This is a genomic window from Pseudomonas koreensis, assembly GCF_036668835.1.
In the GTDB taxonomy this organism is placed as follows: domain Bacteria; phylum Pseudomonadota; class Gammaproteobacteria; order Pseudomonadales; family Pseudomonadaceae; genus Aquipseudomonas; species Aquipseudomonas koreensis_I.
Genome location: NZ_JAZEVW010000002.1, coordinates 734,044 through 758,896, shown reverse-complemented (window position 1 = coordinate 758,896; position 24,853 = coordinate 734,044). Strand labels below are relative to the sequence as shown.

The window sequence follows — 24,853 nt, the reverse complement described above, 5'->3', positions numbered from 1 at the left end:
GGGTAAGTTGCAAGACGAGTGATGCCGGGTGCATCGATGTGTTCCATGAACTTAACAGTGCGTGGACTAATGGCATTGATCAGCGGGTGTGGATTGTCTCGTTTGAGTGGACGGTGAAACGCGTTTCAGCCGATTTATCCCTTTTCGCTGGGTCAGTAATCTGTACCCAACTTGAACGCAACAACAAACTTCAAACTTGAAAAGGGACTGACACCATGACTACTCCAACTTACAACCGCCTGAACAAAGACGACGCCATCGTGCTGCTGGTTGACCACCAGACCGGCCTGATTTCCCTGGTGCAGGACTTCTCGCCCAACGAGTTCAAGAACAACGTGCTGGCCCTGGCCGATCTGGCCAAGTTCTTCAACCTGCCGACCATCCTCACCACCAGTTTCGAACAAGGCCCGAACGGCCCACTGGTCCCGGAGCTGAAAGAAATGTTCCCGGACGCGCCGTACATCGCTCGCCCAGGCCAGATCAACGCCTGGGACAACGAAGACTTCGTCAAAGCGATCAAGGCGACCGGCCGCAAACAGATCATCATCGCTGGCGTGGTCACTGATGTCTGCGTAGCGTTCCCGACGCTGTCGGCACTGGCGGAAGGTTTTGATGTGTTCGTGGTCACTGACGCTTCGGGCACCTTCAACACCACCGTGCAACAAGCTGCGTGGAGCCGCATGACCCAGGCTGGCGCACAAATGATGAACTGGTTCTCGGTGGCCTGTGAGCTGCACCGCGACTGGCGCAACGACATCGAAGGCTTGGGCAACCTGCTGTCGCAGCGTATCCCCAACTACCGCAACCTGATGAACAGCTATACGGCGCTGACGGCTCAGCAGAAGTAATGACCTGGTGAAAAACGCAAAGCCTGCTGAAAAGCAGGCTTTTTGTTGTTCAGGCATTTAATACTGCAAGTCAGGTCATGCTCATCGACGGCTGCGGCACCCGCGAAGCCGAACGCGCGGCGAGCAACGCCAGTACCGCCGCGACGATGAGCAGCCCGGCGCTGGATTCGAACGTCGCGCGATAGCCGCTCATGTCGAACAACACGCCGCCGACAATCGCGCCCGAAGCGATAGCGAACTGCACCACCGCGACCATCAGACCGCCACCCGCTTCTGCGGCATCCGGCAGGGTTCGCGCCAGCCACGTCCACCAGCCCACCGGGGCTGCCGTCGCCACCAGCCCCCACAATCCGAGCAGCACCGCTGTAATGACCGTAGAACTACCGAAGGCAATCAGCGCCATGGCGATCACCGCCATCAGCAGCGGAATGACGATCAGCGTGCGATGCAGGCTTTTTTTCACAAACCCTTCGATCAGGAAAGTCCCGGCCAGCCCGGCCACGCCGAGGCCGAGCAACATCAGCGAAAGCACCGAGACGTTCACCTGAGTGACCGTTTCAAGGAACGGCCGCAGATAGGTAAACAGCATGAACTGGCCCATGAAAAACACACTGACCGCGAGCATACCCAACGCCACCGACGGGCGTTTGAGCAAGCGCAAGACGTTGCCGGAAGCGGCGCCCCCCGCAGCTTTCATCGACGGCAGACTGAACATCAGCCAGGCCCCGGCCAGCAGCGCGACCGGCACCACGCAGAAAAACGCACCGCGCCAGCCGATCAACGCGCCGAGGAAACTGCCCAGCGGCGCGGCAATCACGGTGGCCAGCGCATTACCGCCGTTGACGATCGCCATCGCCCGCGTGACCTGTTCATCCGGCACCAGCCGCATCGCTGTCGCCGCCGACAGCGACCAGAAACCACCAATCGCCACGCCGATCAGTGCGCGACCGAGCATGAACACCGTGTAGTTCGGCGCGAACGCGACCACGCTGCCGGAGACGATCATCAGCCCGGTCAGCGACAGCAGCAGCGGCTTGCGATCGACTCGCGCGGCCAGCAACGGAATCAACAGACTGGTAAGCAGGGCAAACAGCCCGGACACGGAAATGCCCTGACCGGCCTGGCCTTCGCTGATGTGCAGGTCACTGGCGATCGGCGTCAGCAGGCTGACCGGCATGAACTCTGAGGCGACCAGCACGAAGGCCGCGAGCGACATGGCGAAGACCGCGCCCCACGAGGCGGGCGGTTGTGGCGGGGTGGATGTGGTCACGGTCATTGTCGAAATCCTGTGTTGCGCGAAACGCCCATTGTCCCGTTCAGGCGCGCACGGCTGTAGCGCGATTCGCTGGATTTCTTGCCTGATCCGCTGAGCCGTGGCATTTAAGCGGGACGCTCGCGCGCCGGCAGGCTACAGTTCAGCGCAGAGGTGACGGACCCACATGACCAAGACATTTTCCCAGGATTTATCGTTGCAGGCCGAGCTGGCGCAGACCATCGGCGCCCATGCCGAGGTGCCGGGCGATTTCCCCACGGCGATTGCCGGGCTCGGTTTTTTCCGCCGCGAGCAACCCTCGTCACCGGTGGTGTGCATGGTCGAACCCAGCGTGATTCTGGTAGCGCAGGGCGAGAAAAAACTGTGGGTGGGCGGCGAAGGTTTCATGTACGACACCTCGCGATTCCTGCTGACCTCACTGGATCTGCCGGCCAATTCCGAAGTATTGCAGGCCAGCCCCGAGCGACCCTGTCTGGGCCTGTCGTTCAAGCTCGATGTGCAGATGCTCGCCGAACTGGCCGCGCAGAGTAATCCACCGCCATACCGCAACGTTGCCGAGCGCAAAGGCGTCGGTATCGGCTCGGTCACCCAGCCGATGCTGCTGGCGTTCCTGCGCTTGCTCGCACTGCTCGAAGAGCCGGATGCAATCGCGGTGTTGGCGCCGTTGATCCAGCGCGAAATCCACTTCCGCCTGCTGCAAAGCGATCAGGCGCCGCGGTTGCGCAAGATCACCGCGGTCGACGGGCAGGGCTACCGCATCGCCAAAGCCATCGACTGGCTGAAAATCAACTACACCTCGCCGTTGCGAGTCGAGGAACTGGCCGCGCGGGTGCAGATGAGTGCGCCGACCTTCCACCATCATTTCCGCCAACTGACGACGATGAGCCCGCTGCAATATCAGAAGTGGTTACGCCTGACCGAAGCGCGGCGGCTGATGCTCAACGAACAGCAGGACGCCTCCAGCGCCGCCTTCAAGGTCGGCTACGAAAGCCCATCGCAGTTCAGCCGCGAATACAGCCGACTGTTCGGCGCCGCGCCCAAGCGCGACATCGTTGCGTTGCGTGGGCAGCGACGTTCGGGGGACGAGCGTCAAGACGCCAAAATCAAAAGCCCCTCACCCTAACCCTCTCCCGGAGGGAGAGGGGACTGACCCAGGTGAATGTAAGAGATGCGCCGACGTGCGATACCGAGCTGAATGCGACTTTTGAAAATCAACAGCCCCTCACCCTAACCCTCTCCCGGAGGGAGAGGGGACTGACCGCGGTGGATGTGAGAGATACGCCGACTGAGATACCGAGTCGTACGCAAATTTCAAAGCCAACGCAGATCGGCTCCCTCTCCAGGGGGAGAGGGCTGGGGTGAGGGGCGAATCCACCGAATATCTCAAGCCATGCGGCGCTTCTAACCACTCAACAATGAGCGTTAGCTCGAGTGCCCTTGATCTTGATCTTGCCTAACCAGCGACATCGGAAGGCTGAGTGGAGGGATTGATCCGGGCGTGGGAGCGCAGCGACCGTCTGGCGCAGCCAGACACAGCGGAAGTAGGTGCAGCGAAGCAAACCGTAACCGCTGCGGCCGGAGCGATCCCGCAGCGAAGGAACCCGAGCCTGCGAGGGCCGTACGTAGGAGCAAGCCTTTTTGGGTACTTTTTCGGCGTCTGGAAAAAGTGCCTCGCCGTAAGGGCGAAACCCTAAGCAGCCGTGACCGCAGCAACGGATATGTCCCCGGTCAAAAAACTCGTCCCATGAAAGCAAGCCACCACTTCCTCTCGATCTCCGTGCTGACGGCGCAACAGTCAGTTGCTGCACGCCACACGCACTGCTTGTATCCTTGCCCCAGCCGAGGACATACGGCCGCTGTCAGGGCCTCGATCCGCTGACGGCAGGAACGGGAAACCGGACTTTCCATAAGGTACTTTCGTGAAGCGTGATACCCACCTCGTCATCCTCCTGTTACTGGTGATCGGCTGTTCCCTGGCGTCCCTGACCATCTGGAAAGTCCTCGCTTCGCGCGAGCGCGCGCTCGAGGAAGTCAACGTTCACAGCCTGAACCTGACGCAGGCACTGGCGACCTATTCCGAAGGCATCGTCCGCCAGAGTTCGCTGCTGTTGCTCGGGCTGGTCGAGCGTCTGGAAACCGAAGGCAGCGGTCCGGCGCACATCGAGCGCTTGCGCACATTGATCCACCGTCAGCAACCGCTGATGCCGCAGCTGAGCGGCATCACCATTTACGACCGCCACGGCCATTGGCTGATGTCCTCGAACCGGCCGATTCCCCAAGGCGCCGACAGCAGCGACCGTGCCTATTTCATTCATCACCGCGACGATCCGAGCCGCGAGACGTTCATCGGCCCGCCGATCCGCAGCCGCAGCAATGACGAGTGGGTAATCACCGTCAGCCGCCGCTTCAATGACGATCAGGGCGCGTTCGCCGGGGTGGTTGCGGTCACGCTGGGCGTGCAGAACTTTCTGCGCCTGTTCGGCAAACTCGACGTCGGTCAGGACGGCGCGATCGGCCTGTCGTACACCGACGGCACGCTGCTGGTGCGCTACCCGTTCCGCGAGCAGGACATGGGCCGCAACTTCTCCACATCGCCGATCTACGCCAAATACCTGCTGGAGCGCTCGGTCGGCACCGCGTCGTTCACCTCCAGCCTGGACGGCGTCGAACGCCTCTATGCGTTTCGCAAAAGCCAGAAACTGCCGCTGATCACCACCGTCGCCCTCGGCAAACATGAAGCCCTCGCGGCATGGCGCACCGAGGCCTTGCTGTCAGCGGTGGTGGTCGCCAGCCTGTTGGGGCTGACCGGTCTCATCGGCTGGTTTCTCTATCGCGATATTCGCCGGCGTACCCAGATCGAAGAGGAGTTGCGAATCGCCCAGCAGCAGTTGCTCGGCTCCAATCGACAGCTGGAATTGCTGGCGATGAAGGATGCGCTGACCGCGCTGGCCAACCGTCGCTGTTTCGACCAGACCCTCGCCACCGAGGCGCGCCGGGCTCAGCGCGATGGCGGCTCGCTGGCCTTGTTGATGATCGATCTGGATTACTTCAAGTTGTACAACGATTCGCTCGGGCATGTCGCCGGCGACGCGTGCCTGCAGGCAGTCGGCAAACTGCTGGAAGACTCTGTGCGGCGACCGTCAGATCTGGTCGCGCGTTACGGCGGCGAAGAGTTCGCGGTGATCATGCCCGACACCGACGCGCAGGGCGCGGTGGTGGTGGCGCAACTGCTCGTTGATCGCCTCAGGCAGGAAAATCTGCCGCATCCTTCCAGTCCACTGGCCCGGGTCAGCGTGAGCATCGGCGTTGCTGCGGGGCAGGGGCCGCAACTGGACGCCGTGCAAAGTCTGATCGAATCCGCCGATCAGGCGCTGTATCAAGCCAAGGCCGCCGGGCGCAACGGCTTCGCTGCGTACCGCGGTGAACACTCACTCAAAGGGCGCGGCCATCAGCCCACTGACCCGTGACACCAGCGTGTCGACCGCAAAGGGTTTGGTCAGCACCTGCATGCCCGGCCCGAGCTGGCCATTGCCGATCACCGAATTTTCCGCGTAGCCGGTGATGAACAAGGTTTTCAACTGCGGGCGGATTTCCCGCCCGGCATCGGCCATCTGCCGCCCGTTCATGCCACCCGGCAGACCGACATCGGTGATCAGCAGATCGATCTTCGCGCTCGAACGCAGCAATTCCAGCCCTTCGACGCTGTCCGCCGCTTCGAGCAAGCTAAAGCCGAGGTCATTGAGAATGTCCTTGAGCAGCAGGCGCACCGAGGGTTCGTCGTCAACGATCAGAATGGTCTCGCTGGCCTTGGCAAACGGCGTGCTGGTGCTCTGCGCGTCGTCGTGATTGTGCTGCGCCGAGCCGCGATAACGCGGCAGGTAAATGCACATTTCGGTGCCTTGGCCGACCTGCGACTGCACCCGCACCTGACCGCCGGATTGCTTGGTGAAACCGTAGATCATCGACAGTCCCAACCCGGTGCCTTGACCCAAGGGCTTGGTGGTGAAAAACGGATCGAAGGCCTTGGCCATGACTTCGGCGCTCATCCCGGTGCCAGTGTCGGTCACGCACAGGCACAGGTATTGACCGGCGGGCATGTCCAGCGCCCGCGCGGCTTCGACATCCAGCGAACGATTGGCGGTTTCGACGGTGATGCGCCCGCCATCGGGCATCGCATCGCGGGCGTTGATGCACAGGTTGAGCAGGGCGTTCTCCAGTTGGCTGGCATCAACCAGGGCCGGCCACAGATCGGCAGCGATTACGGTTTTCAGGCGAATGCTCGGGCCGACGGTACGCTGGATCAATTCGCTCATGCCGGCGATCAGCGCGTTGACCTCGGTAGGCCGTGGATCGAGGGTCTGGCGCCTGGAGAATGCCAGCAGACGATGGGTCAGGGCGGTGGCACGCTTGGCAGCGTCCTGAGCGATTTCCATGTACTTGCCGACGTCGTGCAGACGTCCTTGATTGATGCGTTTGTCGACCAGCTCAAGCGAGGCGCAAATCCCCGCGAGCAGGTTATTGAAGTCATGGGCGAGGCCGCCGGTGAGCTGCCCGACCGCTTCCATTTTCTGCGACTGGCGCAGTTTTTCTTCGGCCTGCATCAGTTCGGCGGTGCGTGCCGAAACCCGTTGTTCAAGCGTGTCATTCAATGCGCGCAGGGCGGCGGTGGCGCGGTCGCGCTCGGCCTCGACGTTGCGTCGCTCCTCAACATCGATGAGTACGCCGGGAAAACGCAGCGGCGTACCGTCCTCGGCGCATTCGACGCGGCCGTTGGCTTCGATCCAGGTGTATTTGCCGTCGGCGCCGCACACGCGGTACTGATGCGAATAGGCACCGCCACGGACAATCACTTCGTTGATCGCGGCGATCAGTCCGTCACGGTCGTCGGGGTGGACGCTGATGACTATCTGCTCAAGGCTCAGGCCATCGCGGCCCAGCGCCGGGTCGAGGTTGAACACCCGGGCGAAGGCCTCATCAACGGAAAAACCATCGGAGGGCAGGTGCCAATGCCAGGTGCCGATGATCGCGCCAGCGGCAAGGGCCAGTTGCACACGCTCGATGTTCTCGCGGGCCACGGCCTCGCTGACGCGCAGGCGTTCCTGGGCATTGCGGCGTTCGGTGACGTCATTGAAGAGGATTGCGATTTGCCGATCGGCCGGCTCGCCAACGCGCACGGCGCGCACGTCGAACCAGCGCTCGAAGGTATTGGCGTAGTTTTCGAAGTTGGCCGGTTCACCGGTTTTTGCCACATGGCCGTAGGTCTCGAACCAGAACCGTTCCAGGTTCGGCGCAAACTCGGTGACCCACTTGCCGCGCAGATTGACCCCGGCCTGACGCTCGAATGCCGGGTTGGCTTCGACGAAAAAATAATCGATCGGCTGGTCGTCGTCATCGAACTTGACCTTGACGATGGCAAACGCCGCTTCGATGGTTTCGAGGATCGTGCTGAAGCGTTCTTCGCTCAGGCGCAATGCATTTTCGGCGCTGCGCGAGCGAGTCAGGTCGAGCATCGCGCCGATCATCCGCTCAGGCTGGCCGGCGGCATCGCGGATCAGATGACCACGATCGAGGACTTCAGCGTAGGAACCGTCGTGGCAGCGAAAGCGGTATTCGGCGCTCCAGGTGGTGCCCTTGCCATCGATCGCCGAGCGAATCGAGGTGGTCACCCGGCCACGGTCCTGAGTGTGGATCTGCGCAAAGCGCCAGTCGCAGGTCGGCTCGATGGCCTCGACGACATAGCCGTAGGCTTGTTGCAGGGAGTCGTTCCAGACGATCCGGTCAGTCTTCAGATCCCAGTCCCAGACGGCGTCGCAGGTGGCCTCGACGGCCAGGCGCAGGCGCGTGACCTCGGACTCGAGCTGCTCGCGAGTAAGCTGTTTCAGGACATCCACTCCTCATGCCTTATTGATGGTCGGCTCTGCTTTCGAACGGCACGCCGCAACGAACATTCATGAGCTGGACACTGTGTCAGCATTGACCCGGCGCACCACGTTTAAGTTGCACGCCCGCGCAGTTATAACGCTTCGCCGTTATCCAGCCGTTCGAGCAGCGTCTGCCCGCGTTGCCACAGCGCCTGCTGTTTGGCCAGCGGCATGCGGTCGAGGTTCTTGTACATCATGCTCATCCGCTGATTACCGCGCAGCCGATCGCCGTGGCGCATCAGGAAATGCCAATACAGGGCGTTGAACGGGCAGGCATTGTCAGCCGTGGTTTCGCGTACCGAATAGGCGCAGGCGCGGCAATAGTCGGACATCCGGTTGATGTACTGGCCGCTGGCGCAGTACGGCTTGGAACCGAGGTAGCCACCGTCGGCGTGCATGACCATGCCGAGGGTGTTGGGCAACTCGACCCAATCGAACGCGTCCATGTAGATCGCCAGATACCACTCGCAAATCTGGCTCGGCGCGATGCCGGCGAGCAGGGCGAAATTTCCGGTCACCATCAGCCGCTGAATATGGTGCGCGTAGGCGTGCTGGAGACTTTGGCCGATGGCCTGGCGCATGCAGTTCATTTGCGTGGCGCCGGTCCAGTAGAATTCCGGCAGTGCACGCTGGTTGGCGAAGACATTGCCATCTGCGTACTCGGGCATTTTCAGCCAGTACACGCCACGCACGTATTCGCGCCAGCCGATCAATTGGCGGATGAAGCCTTCGGCGGCATTCAGGGCAATTGCGCCGGACCAGTACGCCGCCTCGACATCGCTGCACAGCTGGCGCAGATCGAGCAGACCGATGTTCAACGCAGCGCTGATCCGTGCGTGGAACAGAAATGGCTCGTCGCTAGCCATCGCATCCTGATAGTCACCGAAACCGGCCAGGCCATAGTCAAGAAAATAAGCCCAGAGTGCCTGCGCATCGGCGTGGGTCACCGGGTAATTGAAATCCTCGAGGCTGCCGTAGTGACTGGCGAAGCGCGCGCCGACCAGCGCCAGCACGTCGCGAGTGATTGCATCGTTGTCGAACCGTGCGGGGTAGGGCGGCTTGGCGCCCTTGGGCAGGGCTTTGCGGTTGTCGCTGTCAAAATTCCAGGCGCCGCCGAGCGGTGTGCCGTCACCATTGAGCAGCAGGCGGCTTTTGCGGCGCATGTCGCGGTAAAAGTACTCCATGCGCAGCTGTTTTTTTCCGGCAGACCAGGCGCGAAATTCATCACGCGAACAGAGAAAGCGCCGGTCGGCATGCCAGTGCAGCGGCAGTCCGCAATCCTTCAGCGATTGTTCCAGACGCCAATCACCGCATTCGGTCAGGTGCACTTCGCGCGCTTGCAACAGCGCCTGCCAGCGCTTGAGTTCGCCGGGCACCGAGCCGCTGTTGTGTGGGTCGTCGAGAGTGACGTAATGCACGCGAATGCCCTGGTCTTGCAGGGCCTTGGCGAAGTGGCGCATCGCGCTGAAGATCAGCGCGATCTTTTGCGGATGGTGGGCGACATGGGTGGCTTCTTCCATGACCTCGACCAGCAGCACAGCGTCGTGCTCACGGTCGAGATCGGCGAGGCAAGCGAGGTCGAAAGACAACTGGTCGCCCAGCACCAGACAGAGCCGATGGGTGGTGTTCATGTGCGCGGGTTCAGGTAAGGAGCAGCAACAGGTGCTCGGCCAGGGATTCGTGGTTTAGTTGCGAATACTTATACAGATTGTAGTTCGTGTATAGATATTTGCGCGCTAATGAACGAAAACCTGGCGCTGCCTGAATCGTGCACGGGTAGCCGGGTTAGCCGCCGTATGCCGGATAGTCGGTATAACCTTCAGCGCCACCGCCGTAGACGGTCGCCGGGTTCAAGGCATTCAGCGGCCAGCCCTTGGCGATCCGCGCCGGCAAGTCAGGGTTGGCCATGAACGGACGGCCGAACGCGACCAGATCGGCCAGGCCGGATTCCAGCAAGCGCGCGCCGGATTCGGCGGTGTAGCGCCCGGCATAAATGATTGCGCCGCTGAAGGTGTCGCGCACGGCCTGACGAAATGTCATTGGCATTTCGGGGGCGTTGTCCCAGTCCGCTTCGGCGATCGACAGATAGGCGATGCCCACGTCCTCAAGGATTTTGATCGCTTCGATGTAGGTGGTGTGCGGATCGTCCTCGACCAGGCCCAGATACGTGCGCGCTTCATCAGTGGTGGTGAACAGTGGCGCAAAGCGCACACCGACTTTGTTCTGGCCGATGCATTCGGCGACGCCGGCAACCACGTCACGCAGAAATCGCAGGCGATTGGTCAGCGAGCCGCCATATTGATCATCGCGCAGGTTGCTGTGGGCGGAGATGAACTGATTGACCAGATAACCATTGGCGCAGTGCAACTCGATGCCGTCGAAACCGGCGTCCATCGCATTGCGTGCGGCCTGGATATACAGCTGCACCAGTTCCTCGACTTCCAATGTGCTGAGTGCACGCGGCGCCGAAGGGCTGACCAGTTCACCGGCACCGGGCGCGGTTTCGATGAACACGCTGACCCGATCGGTCGCTACCGCCGAAGCCGACACAGGGGCCGCGCCGCCGGGTTGCAGCGCGTTGTGCGAGACCCGGCCAACGTGCCACAACTGGGCGAAAATCACCCCGCCTGCGGCATGCACGGCCTCGGTGACTTCACGCCAACCGGTGATTTGCTCCGGGGTATGGATGCCCGGTGTCCACGCGTAACCCTGGCCGCGCGGTTCGATCTGCGTACCTTCGGTGATCAGCAGGCCGGCACCGGCACGTTGCTGGTAATACTCGGCCATCAGCGCGTTGGCGACATTGCCCGGTTGCGTGCTGCGCTGGCGAGTCAGGGGCGGCAGGACGATGCGGTTTTTCAGGGTGTGGCCGCCGAGGGTGACGGGGGTAAAAAACGGGTTGTGCTTCATGGAGTGACCTTAAGTAATTAGACCAGTCGACTATCAGTCGAATGAAAAAAAACGCCGGGCAAACCGCGCACGGCGTTCTTGGGGTTTGGATCGAACTTAGCCGAGCAGTTTCAGCAGCTTTTCGGCGACGGCGGCGGAGCTGGCCGGGTTCTGACCGGTGACCAGTTGCCCGTCGGCAACCACGTGTACCTGCCAGTCAGCGACTTTCGAGTATTGACCGCCCAGACGCTGGAACTCGTCTTCGATCAAGAACGGCACCACGTCGGTGAGGCCGACCGCTGCTTCTTCAGCGTTGGTGAAACCGGTGACGTTGCGACCTTTGACGATCGGCTGGCCATCCGCCCGAACTACATGAAGCAGCACGCCCGGTGCGTGGCAGACAAAACCGTGCGGCTTGTTGGCGCGGTCGAAGGCTTCGATCAGGGCGATCGAATGCTTGTCTTCGGCCAGATCCCACAGCGGGCCATGGCCACCTGGGTAGAACACCGCATCGAAATCTTCTGCGCTGACCTCGGCCAGGCGTCCGGTGTTTGCCAGTGCCTGCTGCGCGGCCGGGTCCTGGCGGAAGCGATCGGTTTCAGCGGTCTGCGCGCCGGGCTCGTCGCTTTTCGGGTCCAGCGGTGGCTGACCACCGGCCGGCGAGACCAGCGTGACGTCAGCGCCGGCGTCCTTGAAGGCGTAGTAGGGGGCGGCGAATTCTTCCAGCCAGAAACCGGTTTTCTTGCCGGTGTTGCCGAGTTGATCGTGAGAGGTCAGCACCATCAGGATTTTCATAAACGCACCTTTGTGTAGGTCAGGTGTTTCGTGGGAGAGGGATTCGCCCAACGTTGGCACCCGGCAGAAATCGTTTGTCGGGGCGCAGCATAGATCCCAATTAGACCAGTCGTCTAGTAATTTTTTATCTTTGGTTTTTTTAGGTTCAGGTATGGCAAACTCGCCTTCCTTCTCAGCATACGACTGGTCTATTGCCAGCTAATTCGTGCCCCATGAAACCGACCTACGACGACACCCGCCAACATTTGCTCGACACCGGCCACCGGATGATGGCCGAGAAGGGCTTCACCAGCGTTGGCCTCAACGAGATCCTGCAGACCGCCGGTGTGCCCAAGGGCTCGTTCTATCACTACTTCAAATCCAAAGAGCTGTACGGCCAGGCATTGCTCGAGGATTACTTCGTCGGCTACCTCGCCGACATGGAGCGACGCCTGACGCTGCCGGGACTCAATGCCTACGAGCGGCTGATGGATTACTGGCAGGGCTGGCAGAACCGCTGCACCCTCGAAGGCCACGGCGACGAATGCCTGGTGGTGAAACTTAGCGCCGAGGTCGCCGACCTCTCCGAGTCAATGCGCCTGACCTTGCGCGATGGCGCCGAGCGGGTGGTAGCGCGCATCACCGAATGCCTCGAACAGGGCCAGGCGGACGGCAGCCTGCCCAAGGGCGATGCCCGGCATCTGGCGGAAACCCTGTATCAGCTGTGGCTGGGCGCCAGCCTGTTGAACAAGTTGCAGCGCACCGGGCAGTCGCTGCACACCGCGATGGCGATGACCACGCGGCTGCTGGGTCACTGATCCCGGAAAGCGCCGCGCGACCTCCGATTGATGAATCACACTCATGACTCCATGAGACGCAGGCTGGCTAGTCGCTGGGGCATAAGCCCCTTAACGTGGCTGGTGATGATTCCGTCAGCAGGAGTGTGGTCATGCCCGTACCGTCGATTCGAAACGTGTTCCAGCCCGGCAATCTCCTGCTGACGGCCATGGCACTGGTGCTGTCTGCCTGTGCCTCCGCTGAAAAAGGAACGCCTTTGATGAACCATGCTCCTGTAACAACGCTCGCCAGTGCCGCCGCGGTTTCGCCGGCGCTGGCCCACAACACCGAATCAATGCTGCTTGGCGACCTGTGGCAGCGTCCGGGTCTGTCGCCACGTGATCGCAGTCTGGTCACGGTGGCGGTGCTGATCGCACGCGGGCAAACCGCCGAGATGCCCACTCAGTTCAATCTGGCGCTGGACCACGGCGTGACGCCGCTGGAGTTGTCGGAAGCCCTCAATCACCTGGCGTTTTATTCCGGTTGGGGCAACGCGACGGCGTCGCTGCCGATCGCTGAGCAGATATTCGCCGCGCGCCACATCGGCCCGGAACAACTGGCGCCGGTGTCGCCGCCGCTGCTGCCGCTCGATGAGGTGCGCGAAGCGGATCGCGTCGAACGGGTGAACGCGGCAGTTGGCTCTGCTGCGCCGGGACTGGTCGAATTCACCACCAAGGCGCTGTTTCGCGATCTGTGGTTGCGCCCGGGCCTGGCACCGCGTGATCGCAGCCTGATCACCGTCAGTTCGCTGGTGGCGAACGGGCAGGTGGGCCAGGTCGGATATCACCTCAATCGCGCGATGGACAACGGTCTGAGCCAGACCGAGGCGGCGGAAATGATCACCCAACTGGCGTTCTACGCCGGCTGGCCCAACGCGTTTTCCGCTGTGCCAGTGTTCAAGGAGGTGTTCAGCCAGCGCACAGCAGGCTGACCTGACGATGCAGGTGCCCATCGCCGTCGGTCGATGGGCCCGCAACTGCAACATGACAAATAAGAATACGTTTCAATTACGCATTGCACTGGTATACCATGCGCGCCGCTTCGCTGGCAGTTCTGCCATCCGTTCTGGCCTATTCGTAAAGGTTTCCTTTTCATGCGTCGTACTCTGCTTTCCATTTGCGTGCTGCAGGCGTTGTCTTCTACTGCGTGGGCCGAACAGGCCGATTCCACCTCCTCAGTGCTTGAGCTGGACGCCACCGATGTGGTCGGCACGGCAGATTACGAACGGGCCGACGGCCCGGTGCAGGGCTATCGGGCGACGCGTTCGGCCAGTGCCACGCGCACCGACACGGCGATTCATGAAACCCCTCAATCGATCAGCGTGGTGACCAAAGATGCGGTCGAGGACATCGGCGCGACGCGCTTGCAGGATGCCCTGGATTACGCCGGCGGCGTCGGCCGCGCGAACAATTTCGGCGGCCAAGGCCTGACTACTTTCACCGTGCGCGGCTTCACCACCGGCGAGTTCTATCGCAACGGTTTCCCGATCAACCGCGGCTACCCGAACATGCCCGACGCCAACACCATCGAGCGTCTGGAAGTGCTGCGCGGCCCGGCCACCACGCTCTACGGTCGCGGCGATCCCGGTGGCACCTTCAACGTGGTGTCCAAACAACCGCTGGCCGAGCGCACCGTCACCCTGGGCAGCCAGCTCAACGACCAAGGTATGAAACGCGGCACCCTCGACGCCTCCGGGCCGCTCGATGAAGAGGGCCGCCTGGCCTACCGCCTCAACGTGGTGGGCGAGGGCGGCGATACCTTTCGCGACCACGTCGAGACCGAACGTTATGGCGTCACACCGGTGCTGAGCTGGCAGGCGACCGATGCGACCAAGGTGATTTTCGAAGGCGATTTCATGCGCAACAACGCGCCGCTCGACCGTGGCGTGACGCGCTATCCAAAGCAGATCGGCACCGCCTCGCGCGACACCTTCTTCGGTGAGAAGGACGTCGGCAAACTTCACAACGACAACAACATGGCCCAGTTGCGGTTCGAGCACCTGCTCAACGACGACTGGTCCCTGGGCGGTGGTTTCCAGTGGCTCGACGGCTCGCTGCAAGGCAATGCGATCGAGGCCAACGGCATCGCCGCAGACGGTCGCACCCTGGGGCGCAACTTCAACTACCGCAAGCTGGAATGGACCGACAAGGACACCCAGCTGAATCTGACCGGGCATTTCAGCACCGGTGGTTTGCAGCACACCTTGCTCACCGGCATCGAATACGAAGACTACGACTACAAGTCGATCATCCAGCGCTCCAGCGGTGCGGTCGGTGCCTACCCGATCGACATCTTCGACCCGGTCTACGGCCAGCCGCGCCCGGCCCTGACCCGCACGCCGACCCACGACAAGGAAAACCTCAAGACCTACGCGGCCTTCGTGCAGGATCAGGTGGCGTTGACCGAGCGCCTGAAAGTGCTGGCCGGCGCGCGCTTCGAGCGATTCGAACACGACTATGAAACCTACGTGCCGGGCGGCAAGAACTGGCAGGCCGCGGATAACGCGGTCACCCCGCGTCTGGGCGTGACCTACAATCTGACCGAAACCCTCGCGGTCTACGCCAACACCGCGCGCTCGTTCAAACCCAACACCGGCGCCAGCCGCACCGGTGGCGGCTTTGCCCCGGAGAAAGGCAAATCCTATGAAATGGGCCTCAAGTGGGAGGCGCTGGACCATCAGCTGAGCGTCGATGCGGCGATCTACCAGATCGAAAAACGCAATGTGCTGACCACCGACCCGGTCGACTCGACCTTCAGCGTTGCCGCAGGTGAGGTGCGCAGCCGTGGCTTCGACCTGAACGTCGCGGGCAACCTGACCCCGGAATGGCGGGTCATCGGCGGCTATGCCTATGTCGATGCCGAAGTGACCAAGGACAACACGATCCGCTCCGGCACCCGCCTGCTGAACATCCCGCAAAACAGCTTCAGCCTGCTCAATGTCTACGAATTCCAGGACGGCGCTTTGAAAGGTCTGGGCCTCGGCACCGGGCTCAAGTATGTCGACGAACGCGCCGGGCAAACCGCCAATACCGCGTTTTCGATGGGCAGCTACACGGTGGTCGATTTGCTGGGCTTTTATAAGGTCAACGAGAAGGTGCGGCTCAATCTTGATTTGAAGAATCTGTTTGATCGTGATTATGAAGAGGGCGCGTTCGGCAACGTCTACGCCTATCCTGGCGCGCCACGGACGGTGCAGGTGGGGATTTCGTATACCTTGTGAGGCGACGGTCAATCGCTTCAACAGCAGCCCCCTCACCCCAGCCCTCTCCCGGGGGGAGAGGGAGCTGACCGAGGTGTCTGAGGTCATGCATTGACCTGCGACACCGAGTCGATTATCGGGCTTGGCGGTTACGGATTCACCATCACTCGCTCAGATCGGCGTAATTCGCCAATATCCCCGGATCGGTTCCCTCTCCCTCGGGAGAGGGCTAGGGTGAGGGGCTGCCATTTCAGCCCCGGCGCTTACCCGGTGACACACCCCTGTGGCACCTTGCCGGCAAAGCTGTCAAGCAGGCTGGCAACCACCATTTCGCCCATGCGCGTACGCGTCTGCAGGGTGGCGCTGGCGCGGTGCGGTTGCAGCACCACCTGTTCGTTGGTGAACAAGGCTTCTGGCACATTCGGCTCATCGACGAACACGTCCAGCCCGGCCCCGGCGATCTCGCCGGCCATCAGCGCCGCCAGCAGGTCCGCTTCGTTGACCAGTTTGCCGCGCGCCACGTTGATCAGATAACCGCCCTTGCCCAACGCTTGCAGGACGTCGGCGTTGATAATCGCTTCAGCCTTGTCGGCGGCGGCGGCGAGAATCAGCGCGTCGCTGTCGCACGCCAACTGCTTGAGATCGGCGACGAAGGTGTGGCTGACATCGCTCATCGGCTGCAGATCGGTGTAGCTGATCGGGCAGCCAAACGCGGCGGCGCGACTGGCCACTGCACGGCCGACCCGGCCCATGCCGACGATGCCGATGCGCATGCCCGATACCTGTCGCGCCAGTGGCAGCGGCGCCAGCGGCGTCGGGCTGTGCGGCCACTCACCCGAGCGCACGTAGCGATCACTGGTGCACAACCCGCGACACACCGCGATCAGCAACCCGATGGCGAGGTCGGCGACGTCTTCGGTCAGCGCGCCAATGGTTGCCGTCACGCGGATGCCACGATCACGGGCGTAGGCCAGATCGACCGCGTCGGTGCCAACACCATTGACCGCCACCACTTCCAGCTGCGGCAATTGCGCCATCAAGGCCTGGCTGATACCGGTGTGCCCGCCGGTGATCACCCCGCGAATGTTGGCGCCGTGCTCACGCAGATAAGCGGCTTTGTCGGCCTGCTGGAAATAGCGCCTGACGGTGAACAGTTCATCCAGGCGGGCGTTGATTTCAGGGATCAGAATCGGGCTCAACTGCAAGACTTCGGGCTTCATGTAAACCTCACTTACCGAATAAAAAGGCCGGCTCAACCGCGGCCGGCAAACGGCATGGCAGTGGCCATGACGGTCATGTTCAGAACATTGGCCGACAGCGGCAGGCCAGCGATGTAGCGCACGGCCTCGGCGACGTGCTTGACGTCGACCATCGGCTCGACGGCGATACTGCCGTTGGCCTGGCGCACGCCGCGGGTCATGCGCTCGGACATCTCGGTCAACGCATTGCCGATGTCGATCTGGCTGCAGGCGATGTTGAATTCGCGACCGTCCAGCGCCAGCGATTTACTCAGGCCCAGCACCGCGTGTTTGCTGGCGGTGTAGGCGCTGCTGAACGGGCGCGGCGTGTGCGCGGAAATTGAACCGTTGTTGATGATGCGTCCGCCCTGTGGCTGCTGGCGGCGCATCAGGCCGAAGGCACCACGGGCACAGAGGAAAACCCCGTTGAGGTTGGTGTCGATGACGTTGCGCCACTGCTCGAAGGTCAGTTCATCCAGCGGCACGGCAGGGGCATTGACCCCGGCATTGTTGAACACCACGTCGAGGCGCCCGTAGACCTCGGCAATGCTCGCAAACAGCGCGTCGACACTCTTCGGGTCGCGCACGTCGGTGGGCACTGCCAGCGCTTGGTGGCCTTCGCTTGCCGCCAGTTCGACCAGCGCTTGCAAAGGTTCCGCACGGCGCCCGGCGGCAACTACGGTGAACCCGTCGGCCATCAGACCCAGGGCCACGGCGCGACCGATGCCACTGCCGGCACCGGTGACCAGCGCGACTTTTAGCGGTGAAGAATTGGACATGCTCGGGTACTCCTTATGCAAATGGCTGAGGGCGAGTGCCGACGCGCATTTCCAATTGACCGATGCCGTCGATGCCAGCGCTGATCAGGTCGCCGGGTTGCAGCGCGTCGACGCCGGCCGGGCTGCCGGTCATGATCAGATCGCCGGCGCGTAACGCGACCGAACGGGAGATGCGGCTGATCACTTCGCTGACCGACCAGATCTGATTGTCGAGGCTGTCACGCTGGCGTTCCTCGCCGTTGACGTTGAGCCACAACTCGCCCTCGGGATGGCCGCCGCGGCTGACCGGCACGATCGCGGTCATCGGCGCGGCACCATCAAAAACCTTGGCGCCTTCCCACGGCAGGCCCTTGCTCTTGGCCGCCAGTTGCACATCGCGGCGGGTCAGGTCGAGGCCGACGGCGTAGCCCCAGACATAGGCCAGCGCCTGGTCTTCGGGGATGTTCGCGCCGCCTTCGCCAATCGCCACCACCAGTTCGATTTCATGGACGAACTCTTCGGTCAACGGTGGGTAGGCCACTTCACCGACGGCATCGATGACGTTGCTCGCCGGCTTCATGAAAAACACCGGTGGCTGGCGCGACTGGCCCTGGCTGTCCGGCCACGGATAGTTGCGGCCGACACAAAACACCCGACCGACAGGAAAGCGTTGCGCGCTGCCCACCACCGGCAAGGTCGCGGGCAGATCCGGAGTGAAAACGTATTCAGTCATGTTCATCCTGTGAGGTCCTGTGTGTGAGATCAGCCTACGGCGGCGCGCGTCGGTGTAGTTGGACGAATGCCGCCTCGGCTTGGAGAAAACGGTGCTGTTGCGCTCAGCGCGGCTTCAATTCGATGCGATACAAACGGCCGAGCAACAGCGAATAGGAGAGGGTGCCGATCAGCGCCACGCCGCCGATGAACCAGAACGCCCAGGCGAACGAGCCGGTGGCATGCACGATGGCGCCAATCACGATCGGCGTGACGATGCCGCCGATGTTCGCCGCCAGACTGGTGATACCGCCGGTGAGACCGATCAGTTCCTTGGGCGCGACTTCCGAGACCGCCGCCCACGAAGACGAGGCGATGCCCTGAGCAAAAAAGGCGATGGTCAGCACGGCAATGCAGATCGTGTTCGAGTCGGTGAAATTCACCAGCACGATCGACATGCCCAGCATCGACCCGACCACCAGCGGCAGCTTGCGCGCGAACGACATCGAGTAGCCTCGGCGAATCAGCCCGTCGGAGACGATCCCGGCGAGAAGAATGCCCACGGTGGCGCCAACGAAGGGCAACACGGCGAAGACTCCCGCCTTGATCATCGTCAGTTGGCGTTCTTCGATCAGGTAAGTGGGGAACCAGGTCAGGAAGAAATACAGCGCCGAAGTACTGGCGAACTTGCCGATGCAGATCGCCCAGACCTGGCGATAGCTGAACAGCTCAGCAATCTGCCGCCAGTTGAAACGGGTGCGTTCCTGACTGCTTTTGACCAGGCCGCCACCCGCTTCGATGTACTGCAATTCGGCCTTGCTGACCTTTTTGCAATTGAGCGGATCGCGATACAGGTACAGCCACAACACACCGAAAACGATGCCCAGTGCGCCGGTGCTGTAGAACACGTGGCGCCAGTCGAAGGTTGTCGCCAGCCACAGCAGCGCGCCGGTGAACAGCGCCGTGCCGAGGTACTGGCCGCAAACATAAATGCTGCTCGCCAGACCGCGTTCGCGCGCCGGAAACCACACCGTCACTGCGCGGCTGTTGGCCGGAAACGCCGGCGCTTCCATGGCACCTACTGCCAGGCGCAAGCCGAACAGCGAAGCGAATCCCGTGGCGAAGCCCTGGCACACCGTGACCGTCGACCAACTGATTAGCGACACGCCGTAAGTGAAACGCGAACCGAAGCGGTCGGCGATGAACCCGGCCGGCACCAGCGCCAGCGCATAGGTCCAGGCAAACGCGGAGAAGATCAGGCCCATCTCGATCTTGTCCAGGCCCAGGTCCTTGGCCATGAACGGTGCGGCGATCGAGATATTGACCCGGTCGATGTAGTTGATGATGGTCGCGATCAGCAACAGCGACAGCATGAACCAGCGCCGCCGCGAGGGCAGGCGTTGCGGCACCACGGCGTCGCGTGCGCCGGCAATTACCGGCGGCACAGTGGCTTGAGAAGCATGGGAATTGGACATGGTCAGACCTCGTTATTGTTAGAAGGGTCGAGAGGTTTTCGCGCAGCCGAAGGCCTTGCCCACAAGCGTCGGGGCAGACAGATCGGCGTTGAAAAGCGACGGCACGAAGGCCTGGCGTCAGACGTTCAGGTACGTCTCACGGCAGGCCGGTTCGGCGGGATCGGGAGGGGCGGCGAGGGGCAATAGCAGGATCATGACGTGCACACCTTTGATTGTTTTTGGAGGAGGCTGGGCTGCGTTGGCTATTACAGTGGTCGTACAACTTCGTCAGATCAAGCCAGGTGTTAGAACGTTTTTTCTTATGACGTGGGGGCTGGTTAAACCTGTCCAAGAAAAAAATCTGCGTGCGACGTTGCAGAATCAACCGTATATGCAGTTTAAGATGTTGAAATCACTGATAAATACGTTTTGTTTCGGCTTCAGGTTTTTTGGACAGGCGAACTGCCACTTCCGCGTGGAAAAAATCAACGAGGCTAAGGTCGTCGTATGACTGCTTGCTGCGCCGCTGGCTTGCCTGCAAGATGATTCGCGCCCCACGTACCTGCCGAGGACCCTCCGCCGATGTCGTCACCGCACCGGATTCCCACCTACGTCATGCAGCAACGCAGCGAATTGACCGACTTCTACATTCGCGACAAAAAGGGCCGCCGCGCCGAAACCGCGCCGCATCGCCACGAATACTTTCAGATCCAGATCAATCTCGGCGGCGACACCGTGCAGCACATCGGCAACGTCGAGCGTCCGTTCCCGCGCAACACCCTGGCGTTCATCCTGCCGCACCGTGTGCATGTGATCCCGCACCCGGCGGAGAGCAATTTCATCGTCATCAATTTCTCCCAGACGTTCCTGTTGCCGCATTTGCAGTGCGACCCGATGGACCTTGAAGAGGTGTCGATCCTGCTGGCGCCGGAGCTGTCGCCGTTCCGCTTTCAGGAACATTTGGATTTCATTCTCGCAGACGCGGATTTTGCCGGGGTCTGTGCTTTGATCGAGCAGATGCGCCGCCTCGACGAGAATCGCCAGTTCGGCACGCGGGAGATGCTCAAAGGCCTGCTGCTGCAGTTGATCGGCAGCGTGTGTTTTCTGTACGCCGAGCCGCTCAAGCGCCTGGCCGAAGAAAACGCCGCCGAGGTCAGCCGACGCGATGCGCTGAGCCGCATGTTCGAATACCTGCGCAAGAACATCGCCGACCCGGATCTCAACCTGATCAAAGTAGCGGCAGCGACGTACCTGTCACCGACCTATCTGACCCACTGGCTGCGCAAGGAAATCGGCAAGACCTTCACCGAACTGGTGCTCGAACGGCGGATGCACGCGGCGCGCAATTTCCTCCTCAACAGCACCCGCTCCGTGGGCGAGGTGGCGCGCTTGTGCGGGTTTGCCGACGAGGCGTATTTCTCCCGGCGATTCCGGCAGATTCACGGCCAGCCGCCGGGGCAGTTCCGCCGGCGCCAACTGAACCCGGACACGCCGCAAACGCCGTTGAATACCTGAGTGCGGGTAACCCGCTATTTGACTCGCACAACGACTTTGCCCTTGGCGCGGCCTTGTTCGACATAAGCCAAGGCCTCAGCCGTCGACTCAAACGCAAAACTGCGATCCAGCACCGGCGCCAGCTTGCCGGCCTCGATCAGCGCCGTGATGTCGCGCAGTTGCGCGCCATTGGCCCGCATGAACAGAAAGCTGTAACTGACGTTGTGCCGGCGAGCCTTGCGACGGATCTTCAGGCTCAACAGGCGCATGACTTGCCGCAGCGGCCAGGCCAGACCTTGCGCCTTGGCGAAGTCGGCGGTGGGTGGGCCGGAGATGGAAATGAGCTGGCCACCGGGCTTGAGCACTTTCAGTGAGTTCTCCAGCACATCGGCACCGAGGCTGTTGAGCACCACGTCGTAACCGTGCAGCTCGTCCTCGAAACGCTGGTGTTTGTAGTCGATCACCACGTCTGCGCCGAGTGCTTTCACCCACTCGATATTGGCTGTGCTGGTGGTAGTCGCGACAAACGCGCCGAGGTGCTTGGCCAGTTGAATCGCGACCGTACCGACACCGCCGGAACCGGCATGGATCAGCACTTTCTGCCCGGCGCGCAACTGTCCAATGTCGACCAGCACTTGCCACGCAGTCAGCGTCACCAACGGAATTGCCGCGGCTTGTTCCATATCGAGGTTGGCAGGCTTGCGCGCGACCGCATGCTGATCGACGGCGATCCGCTCGGCAAAGGTGCCGATGCGCTGTTCCGGCACCCGCGCATAGACCTCGTCACCCGGCTTGAAAGCCGTGACCGCGGCGCCGGTCGAGACCACCACACCGGCGACATCGTTGCCGAGCACCAGCGGCATTGCATACGGCAGAATCAACTTGAATTCACCGCGGCGGATCTTCGAATCGAGCATATTGACGCTGGCCGCGTGCACCTCGATCAATACATCGTGCGGCCCGAGCGCGGGCTCGGCGACCTCGCCGATGCGCCCGCTGTGTTGGCCGTAGCGGTCGATGAGGAAAGCTTTCATGGCAGGTAACGCTGGGCAACCGCGGATTGGCGAATCTGCCCGAGCAAACCCTGACGTGCGGTTTGCAGGTCATCCCAGCGCTGGCCTTCGTGCAGCGGTGGAATGGTCACCGGCTCGCGGCGATCGAAACCGACCAAGGCGGCGTCGACCAGATCGCTGACTTCCATGATTTCGCTCAGGGTGTTGATGTCGATGCCGGCGCGGTCCCAGATTTCCGTGCGGGTTGCGGCGGGCAGCACGGCTTGCACGTACACGCCCAGCGGCGTCAGTTCCAGGCTCAGGCCTTGCGAGAGGAACAGCACAAACGCCTTGGTCGCGCCGTAAACCGACATGCCGAACTCTGGCGCCAATCCGACCACCGAGCCGATATTGATGATCGCACCGTCACCGGCCTTGGCCAGACGCGGCGCAATCGCGCTGGCAAGGCGCACCAGGGCGGTGGTGTTGAGGGCCACCAGGTTGGCCACGCTGTCGGTGCTCTGCTCGATAAAGCTGCCGGACTGCGCGGCACCGGCGTTGTTGACGAGGATGCCGATGCGCGCGTCATCACGCAGGCGCGTTTCGACGGTGGAGAGATCGCTGAGTCGGGTCAGGTCGGCCGGGATCACATCGACGGCAACGCTGTGCTCGCTGCGCAGTTTGGCCGCCAGTGTGTCGAGGCGCGCAGCATCGCGAGCGACCAGCACCAGATCATGCCCGCGTTGGGCGAAACGTTCGGCATAAACCGCGCCGATACCAGTGGAAGCGCCAGTGATCAGGACAGCAGGGCGAGTGGTCATTGATTCATCTCTTTGCGAATGCATCGGTTGGGATAAACGCCGGATGGCAGAAAGTGGATTTAGGATGATGATCTAAATCTAAACTGTCAACGGTTTTGATTATGGCCAACATCTATGTATCATCGACGGATGTTTTTTTGCGTAAAGAGGTACCGCTCATGCGAGTCAGCAAAGTTCAGGCACAGGCCAACCGTGAACACATCGTCGAGACGGCGTCCGAGCTGTTTCGTGAGCGAGGGTTTGACGGCGTCGGTGTGGCTGATCTGATGGCGGCGGCCGGTTTCACCCATGGCGGCTTCTACAAGCACTTCGGCTCGAAGGCCGATTTGATGGCCGAAGCCTCGGCCAACAGCCTCGCCCGTTCACTGGCGACCGCCGAAACCCTCGACGTCAAAGGCTTCATCGACCTCTATGTATCGCGCGAGCACCGCGATGGACGCGGTGACGGCTGCACCATGGCGGCGCTTTGCGGTGACGCCGCCCGCCAGCCGGACGAGTTGAAAGCCACATTCGCCGACGGCATCGAGCGCACCTTGCAGACGCTGGGCGCCAAGTACCCGACTGACGCCGCAGCAGCGCCGGACGCGGCGCGTTTGAAGATGATTGGACTGCTGGCGCAAGCGGTGGGCGCGGTCATGTTGTCTCGGGCCTGCCCAGATGATTCGAAGCTGGCCAATGAAATTCTCGCGGTGTGTCACGCGCAGATGCTGGCGTCACTGCCGCTGGCTTCTGAGGATGAGGCCGAACAAAGCGAATAAGCATTGTCCGTTTTGAGTGGACAGTGAAACGCGTTTCAGCCGATTTATCCCTTTTCGCTGGGTCAGTAATCTGTACCCAACTTGAACGCAACAACAAACTTCAAACTTGAAAAGGGACTGACACCATGACTACTCCAACTTACAACCGCCTGAACAAAGACGACGCCATCGTGCTGCTGGTTGACCACCAGACCGGCCTGATTTCCCTGGTGCAGGACTTCTCGCCCAACGAGTTCAAGAACAACGTGCTGGCCCTGGCCGATCTGGCCAAGTTCTTCAACCTGCCGACCATCCTCACCACCAGTTTCGAACAAGGCCCGAACGGCCCGCTGGTCCCGGAACTGAAAGAGATGTTCCCGGACGCGCCGTACATCGCTCGCCCAGGCCAGATCAACGCCTGGGACAACGAAGACTTCGTCAAAGCGATCAAGGCCACCGGCCGCAAGCAGATCATCATTGCCGGCGTGGTCACTGATGTCTGCGTAGCGTTCCCGACGCTGTCGGCACTGGCCGAAGGCTTTGATGTGTTTGTGGTCACCGATGCTTCGGGCACCTTCAACACCACCGTGCAACAAGCCGCATGGAGCCGCATGACCCAGGCTGGCGCACAAATGATGAACTGGTTCTCGGTGGCCTGTGAACTGCACCGCGACTGGCGCAACGACATCGAAGGCTTGGGCAACCTGCTGTCGCAGCGTATTCCCAACTACCGCAACCTGATGAATAGCTACTCGGCGTTGACCGCACAGCAGAAGTAATCGGTATCGCTGCACAACAAAGCCCGCTTTGAAAGCGGGCTTTTGTCGTTGCCATCTCGAACACACCGTTCCCACAGTGGACCGCATTTCAATTGAAGAACCACGAACAAATTGTAGGAGCTTGCCTG

Annotated in this window: 20 protein-coding genes; 9 read left to right on the top strand and 11 right to left on the bottom strand. The window is 61.6% G+C overall.

Annotated features, from left to right (window positions below; all coding sequences use genetic code 11):
* Nucleotides 1–215: 215 nt before the first annotated feature.
* Nucleotides 216–848: an isochorismate family cysteine hydrolase YcaC gene (gene ycaC / locus V6F91_RS08405; RefSeq protein WP_126364192.1), complete on the top strand. Its 633-nt coding sequence runs from the start codon at nt 216–218 to the stop codon at nt 846–848.
* A 70-nt stretch (nt 849–918) separates the two neighbouring features.
* Here the strand turns inward: ycaC (V6F91_RS08405) and V6F91_RS08400 are convergent, their stop codons facing one another.
* On the bottom strand, nt 919–2,124 hold the full coding sequence (locus V6F91_RS08400) for an MFS transporter (RefSeq protein WP_332763426.1): 1,206 nt from the start codon (nt 2,122–2,124) through the stop codon (nt 919–921).
* Nucleotides 2,125–2,287: 163 nt separating this feature from the next.
* Between V6F91_RS08400 and V6F91_RS08395 the strand changes: the two genes are divergently transcribed.
* On the top strand, nt 2,288–3,244 hold the full coding sequence (locus V6F91_RS08395; RefSeq protein WP_332763425.1) for an AraC family transcriptional regulator: 957 nt from the start codon (nt 2,288–2,290) through the stop codon (nt 3,242–3,244).
* A gap of 796 nt (nt 3,245–4,040) precedes the next feature.
* The gene (locus tag V6F91_RS08390; protein WP_332763424.1) at nt 4,041–5,588 is read left to right on the top strand and encodes a diguanylate cyclase; all 1,548 of its coding nucleotides are present in this window, start codon (nt 4,041–4,043) and stop codon (nt 5,586–5,588) included.
* Here the strand turns inward: V6F91_RS08390 and V6F91_RS08385 are convergent.
* The 4 genes from V6F91_RS08385 to V6F91_RS08370 all read right to left on the bottom strand — a co-directional run bounded on the left by V6F91_RS08385 (nt 5,550) and on the right by V6F91_RS08370 (nt 11,726).
* Complete coding sequence (locus tag V6F91_RS08385) at nt 5,550–8,012, bottom strand: PAS domain-containing protein (protein WP_332763423.1); 2,463 nt, start codon at nt 8,010–8,012, stop codon at nt 5,550–5,552. The two genes, V6F91_RS08390 and V6F91_RS08385, sit on opposite strands and share 39 nt — an antisense overlap.
* Before the next feature lie 122 nt (nt 8,013–8,134).
* Nucleotides 8,135–9,673 carry a cryptochrome/photolyase family protein gene (locus V6F91_RS08380; protein WP_332763422.1) on the bottom strand — a complete coding sequence of 513 codons (1,539 nt, stop codon included), beginning with the start codon at nt 9,671–9,673 and terminating at the stop codon, nt 8,135–8,137.
* A gap of 154 nt (nt 9,674–9,827) precedes the next feature.
* Nucleotides 9,828–10,952, bottom strand: coding sequence for an alkene reductase (locus V6F91_RS08375; RefSeq protein WP_332763421.1), 1,125 nt, complete (start codon nt 10,950–10,952; stop codon nt 9,828–9,830).
* A 96-nt stretch (nt 10,953–11,048) separates the two neighbouring features.
* Entirely contained in the window at nt 11,049–11,726 is a 678-nt protein-coding gene (locus V6F91_RS08370) for a type 1 glutamine amidotransferase domain-containing protein (RefSeq protein ID WP_332763420.1), read from the bottom strand.
* Nucleotides 11,727–11,938: 212 nt separating this feature from the next.
* Between V6F91_RS08370 and V6F91_RS08365 the strand changes: the two genes are divergently transcribed.
* The 3 genes from V6F91_RS08365 to V6F91_RS08355 all read left to right on the top strand — a co-directional run bounded on the left by V6F91_RS08365 (nt 11,939) and on the right by V6F91_RS08355 (nt 15,762).
* Complete coding sequence (locus tag V6F91_RS08365) at nt 11,939–12,523, top strand: TetR/AcrR family transcriptional regulator (RefSeq protein WP_208940811.1); 585 nt, start codon at nt 11,939–11,941, stop codon at nt 12,521–12,523.
* Nucleotides 12,524–12,654: 131 nt separating this feature from the next.
* Entirely contained in the window at nt 12,655–13,473 is an 819-nt protein-coding gene (locus V6F91_RS08360; RefSeq protein ID WP_423815320.1) for a carboxymuconolactone decarboxylase family protein, read from the top strand.
* Nucleotides 13,474–13,635: 162 nt separating this feature from the next.
* Complete coding sequence (locus tag V6F91_RS08355) at nt 13,636–15,762, top strand: TonB-dependent siderophore receptor (protein WP_332763419.1); 2,127 nt, start codon at nt 13,636–13,638, stop codon at nt 15,760–15,762.
* 242 nt (nt 15,763–16,004) lie between these two features.
* Here the strand turns inward: V6F91_RS08355 and V6F91_RS08350 are convergent, their stop codons facing one another.
* The 4 genes from V6F91_RS08350 to V6F91_RS08335 form a co-directional block, all read right to left on the bottom strand.
* Nucleotides 16,005–16,961 (bottom strand): 2-hydroxyacid dehydrogenase, encoded by a 957-nt coding sequence (locus V6F91_RS08350; protein WP_332763418.1) that lies wholly within the window; start codon nt 16,959–16,961, stop codon nt 16,005–16,007.
* Between the two features lie 32 nt (nt 16,962–16,993).
* Nucleotides 16,994–17,758, bottom strand: a complete 765-nt coding sequence (locus V6F91_RS08345; RefSeq protein WP_332763417.1) for an SDR family oxidoreductase — start codon at nt 17,756–17,758, stop codon at nt 16,994–16,996.
* A gap of 13 nt (nt 17,759–17,771) precedes the next feature.
* Nucleotides 17,772–18,476 (bottom strand): fumarylacetoacetate hydrolase family protein, encoded by a 705-nt coding sequence (locus V6F91_RS08340; RefSeq protein ID WP_332763416.1) that lies wholly within the window; start codon nt 18,474–18,476, stop codon nt 17,772–17,774.
* A gap of 97 nt (nt 18,477–18,573) precedes the next feature.
* Nucleotides 18,574–19,923: an MFS transporter gene (locus tag V6F91_RS08335; protein ID WP_423815319.1), complete on the bottom strand. Its 1,350-nt coding sequence runs from the start codon at nt 19,921–19,923 to the stop codon at nt 18,574–18,576.
* 561 nt (nt 19,924–20,484) lie between these two features.
* Between V6F91_RS08335 and V6F91_RS08330 the strand changes: the two genes are divergently transcribed.
* Nucleotides 20,485–21,417 (top strand): helix-turn-helix transcriptional regulator, encoded by a 933-nt coding sequence (locus V6F91_RS08330; protein ID WP_093100961.1) that lies wholly within the window; start codon nt 20,485–20,487, stop codon nt 21,415–21,417.
* A gap of 14 nt (nt 21,418–21,431) precedes the next feature.
* Here the strand turns inward: V6F91_RS08330 and V6F91_RS08325 are convergent, their stop codons facing one another.
* Both V6F91_RS08325 and V6F91_RS08320 read right to left on the bottom strand, forming a co-directional pair.
* On the bottom strand, nt 21,432–22,430 hold the full coding sequence (locus tag V6F91_RS08325; RefSeq protein WP_332763415.1) for an NADP-dependent oxidoreductase: 999 nt from the start codon (nt 22,428–22,430) through the stop codon (nt 21,432–21,434).
* Nucleotides 22,427–23,209: an SDR family oxidoreductase gene (locus V6F91_RS08320; RefSeq protein ID WP_332763414.1), complete on the bottom strand. Its 783-nt coding sequence runs from the start codon at nt 23,207–23,209 to the stop codon at nt 22,427–22,429. The genes V6F91_RS08325 and V6F91_RS08320 overlap by 4 nt, the downstream gene beginning before the upstream one ends.
* 158 nt (nt 23,210–23,367) lie before the next feature.
* On the opposite strand from V6F91_RS08320, the gene V6F91_RS08315 reads away from it, so the two are divergent.
* Together V6F91_RS08315 and ycaC (V6F91_RS08310) are read left to right on the top strand one after the other, a co-directional pair.
* Nucleotides 23,368–23,967 carry a helix-turn-helix domain-containing protein gene (locus V6F91_RS08315; protein WP_332763413.1) on the top strand — a complete coding sequence of 200 codons (600 nt, stop codon included), beginning with the start codon at nt 23,368–23,370 and terminating at the stop codon, nt 23,965–23,967.
* 125 nt (nt 23,968–24,092) lie between these two features.
* Nucleotides 24,093–24,725 carry an isochorismate family cysteine hydrolase YcaC gene (gene ycaC / locus V6F91_RS08310; RefSeq protein WP_008081401.1) on the top strand — a complete coding sequence of 211 codons (633 nt, stop codon included), beginning with the start codon at nt 24,093–24,095 and terminating at the stop codon, nt 24,723–24,725.
* Nucleotides 24,726–24,853 lie beyond the last annotated feature (128 nt).

Coding starts and splice junctions, on each gene's coding strand:
- ycaC (WP_126364192.1), top strand. CDS start 216: ATGACTACTCCAACTTACAACCGCCTGAACAAAGACGACGCCATCGTG.
- V6F91_RS08400 (WP_332763426.1), bottom strand. CDS start 2,124: ATGACCGTGACCACATCCACCCCGCCACAACCGCCCGCCTCGTGGGGC.
- V6F91_RS08395 (WP_332763425.1), top strand. CDS start 2,288: ATGACCAAGACATTTTCCCAGGATTTATCGTTGCAGGCCGAGCTGGCG.
- V6F91_RS08380 (WP_332763422.1), bottom strand. CDS start 9,673: ATGAACACCACCCATCGGCTCTGTCTGGTGCTGGGCGACCAGTTGTCT.
- V6F91_RS08375 (WP_332763421.1), bottom strand. CDS start 10,952: ATGAAGCACAACCCGTTTTTTACCCCCGTCACCCTCGGCGGCCACACC.
- V6F91_RS08370 (WP_332763420.1), bottom strand. CDS start 11,726: ATGAAAATCCTGATGGTGCTGACCTCTCACGATCAACTCGGCAACACC.
- V6F91_RS08365 (WP_208940811.1), top strand. CDS start 11,939: ATGAAACCGACCTACGACGACACCCGCCAACATTTGCTCGACACCGGC.
- V6F91_RS08360 (WP_423815320.1), top strand. CDS start 12,655: ATGCCCGTACCGTCGATTCGAAACGTGTTCCAGCCCGGCAATCTCCTG.
- V6F91_RS08355 (WP_332763419.1), top strand. CDS start 13,636: ATGCGTCGTACTCTGCTTTCCATTTGCGTGCTGCAGGCGTTGTCTTCT.
- V6F91_RS08350 (WP_332763418.1), bottom strand. CDS start 16,961: ATGAAGCCCGAAGTCTTGCAGTTGAGCCCGATTCTGATCCCTGAAATC.
- V6F91_RS08345 (WP_332763417.1), bottom strand. CDS start 17,758: ATGTCCAATTCTTCACCGCTAAAAGTCGCGCTGGTCACCGGTGCCGGC.
- V6F91_RS08340 (WP_332763416.1), bottom strand. CDS start 18,476: ATGAACATGACTGAATACGTTTTCACTCCGGATCTGCCCGCGACCTTG.
- V6F91_RS08335 (WP_423815319.1), bottom strand. CDS start 19,923: ATGTCCAATTCCCATGCTTCTCAAGCCACTGTGCCGCCGGTAATTGCC.
- V6F91_RS08330 (WP_093100961.1), top strand. CDS start 20,485: ATGTCGTCACCGCACCGGATTCCCACCTACGTCATGCAGCAACGCAGC.
- V6F91_RS08325 (WP_332763415.1), bottom strand. CDS start 22,430: ATGAAAGCTTTCCTCATCGACCGCTACGGCCAACACAGCGGGCGCATC.
- V6F91_RS08320 (WP_332763414.1), bottom strand. CDS start 23,209: ATGACCACTCGCCCTGCTGTCCTGATCACTGGCGCTTCCACTGGTATC.
- V6F91_RS08315 (WP_332763413.1), top strand. CDS start 23,368: ATGCGAGTCAGCAAAGTTCAGGCACAGGCCAACCGTGAACACATCGTC.
- ycaC (WP_008081401.1), top strand. CDS start 24,093: ATGACTACTCCAACTTACAACCGCCTGAACAAAGACGACGCCATCGTG.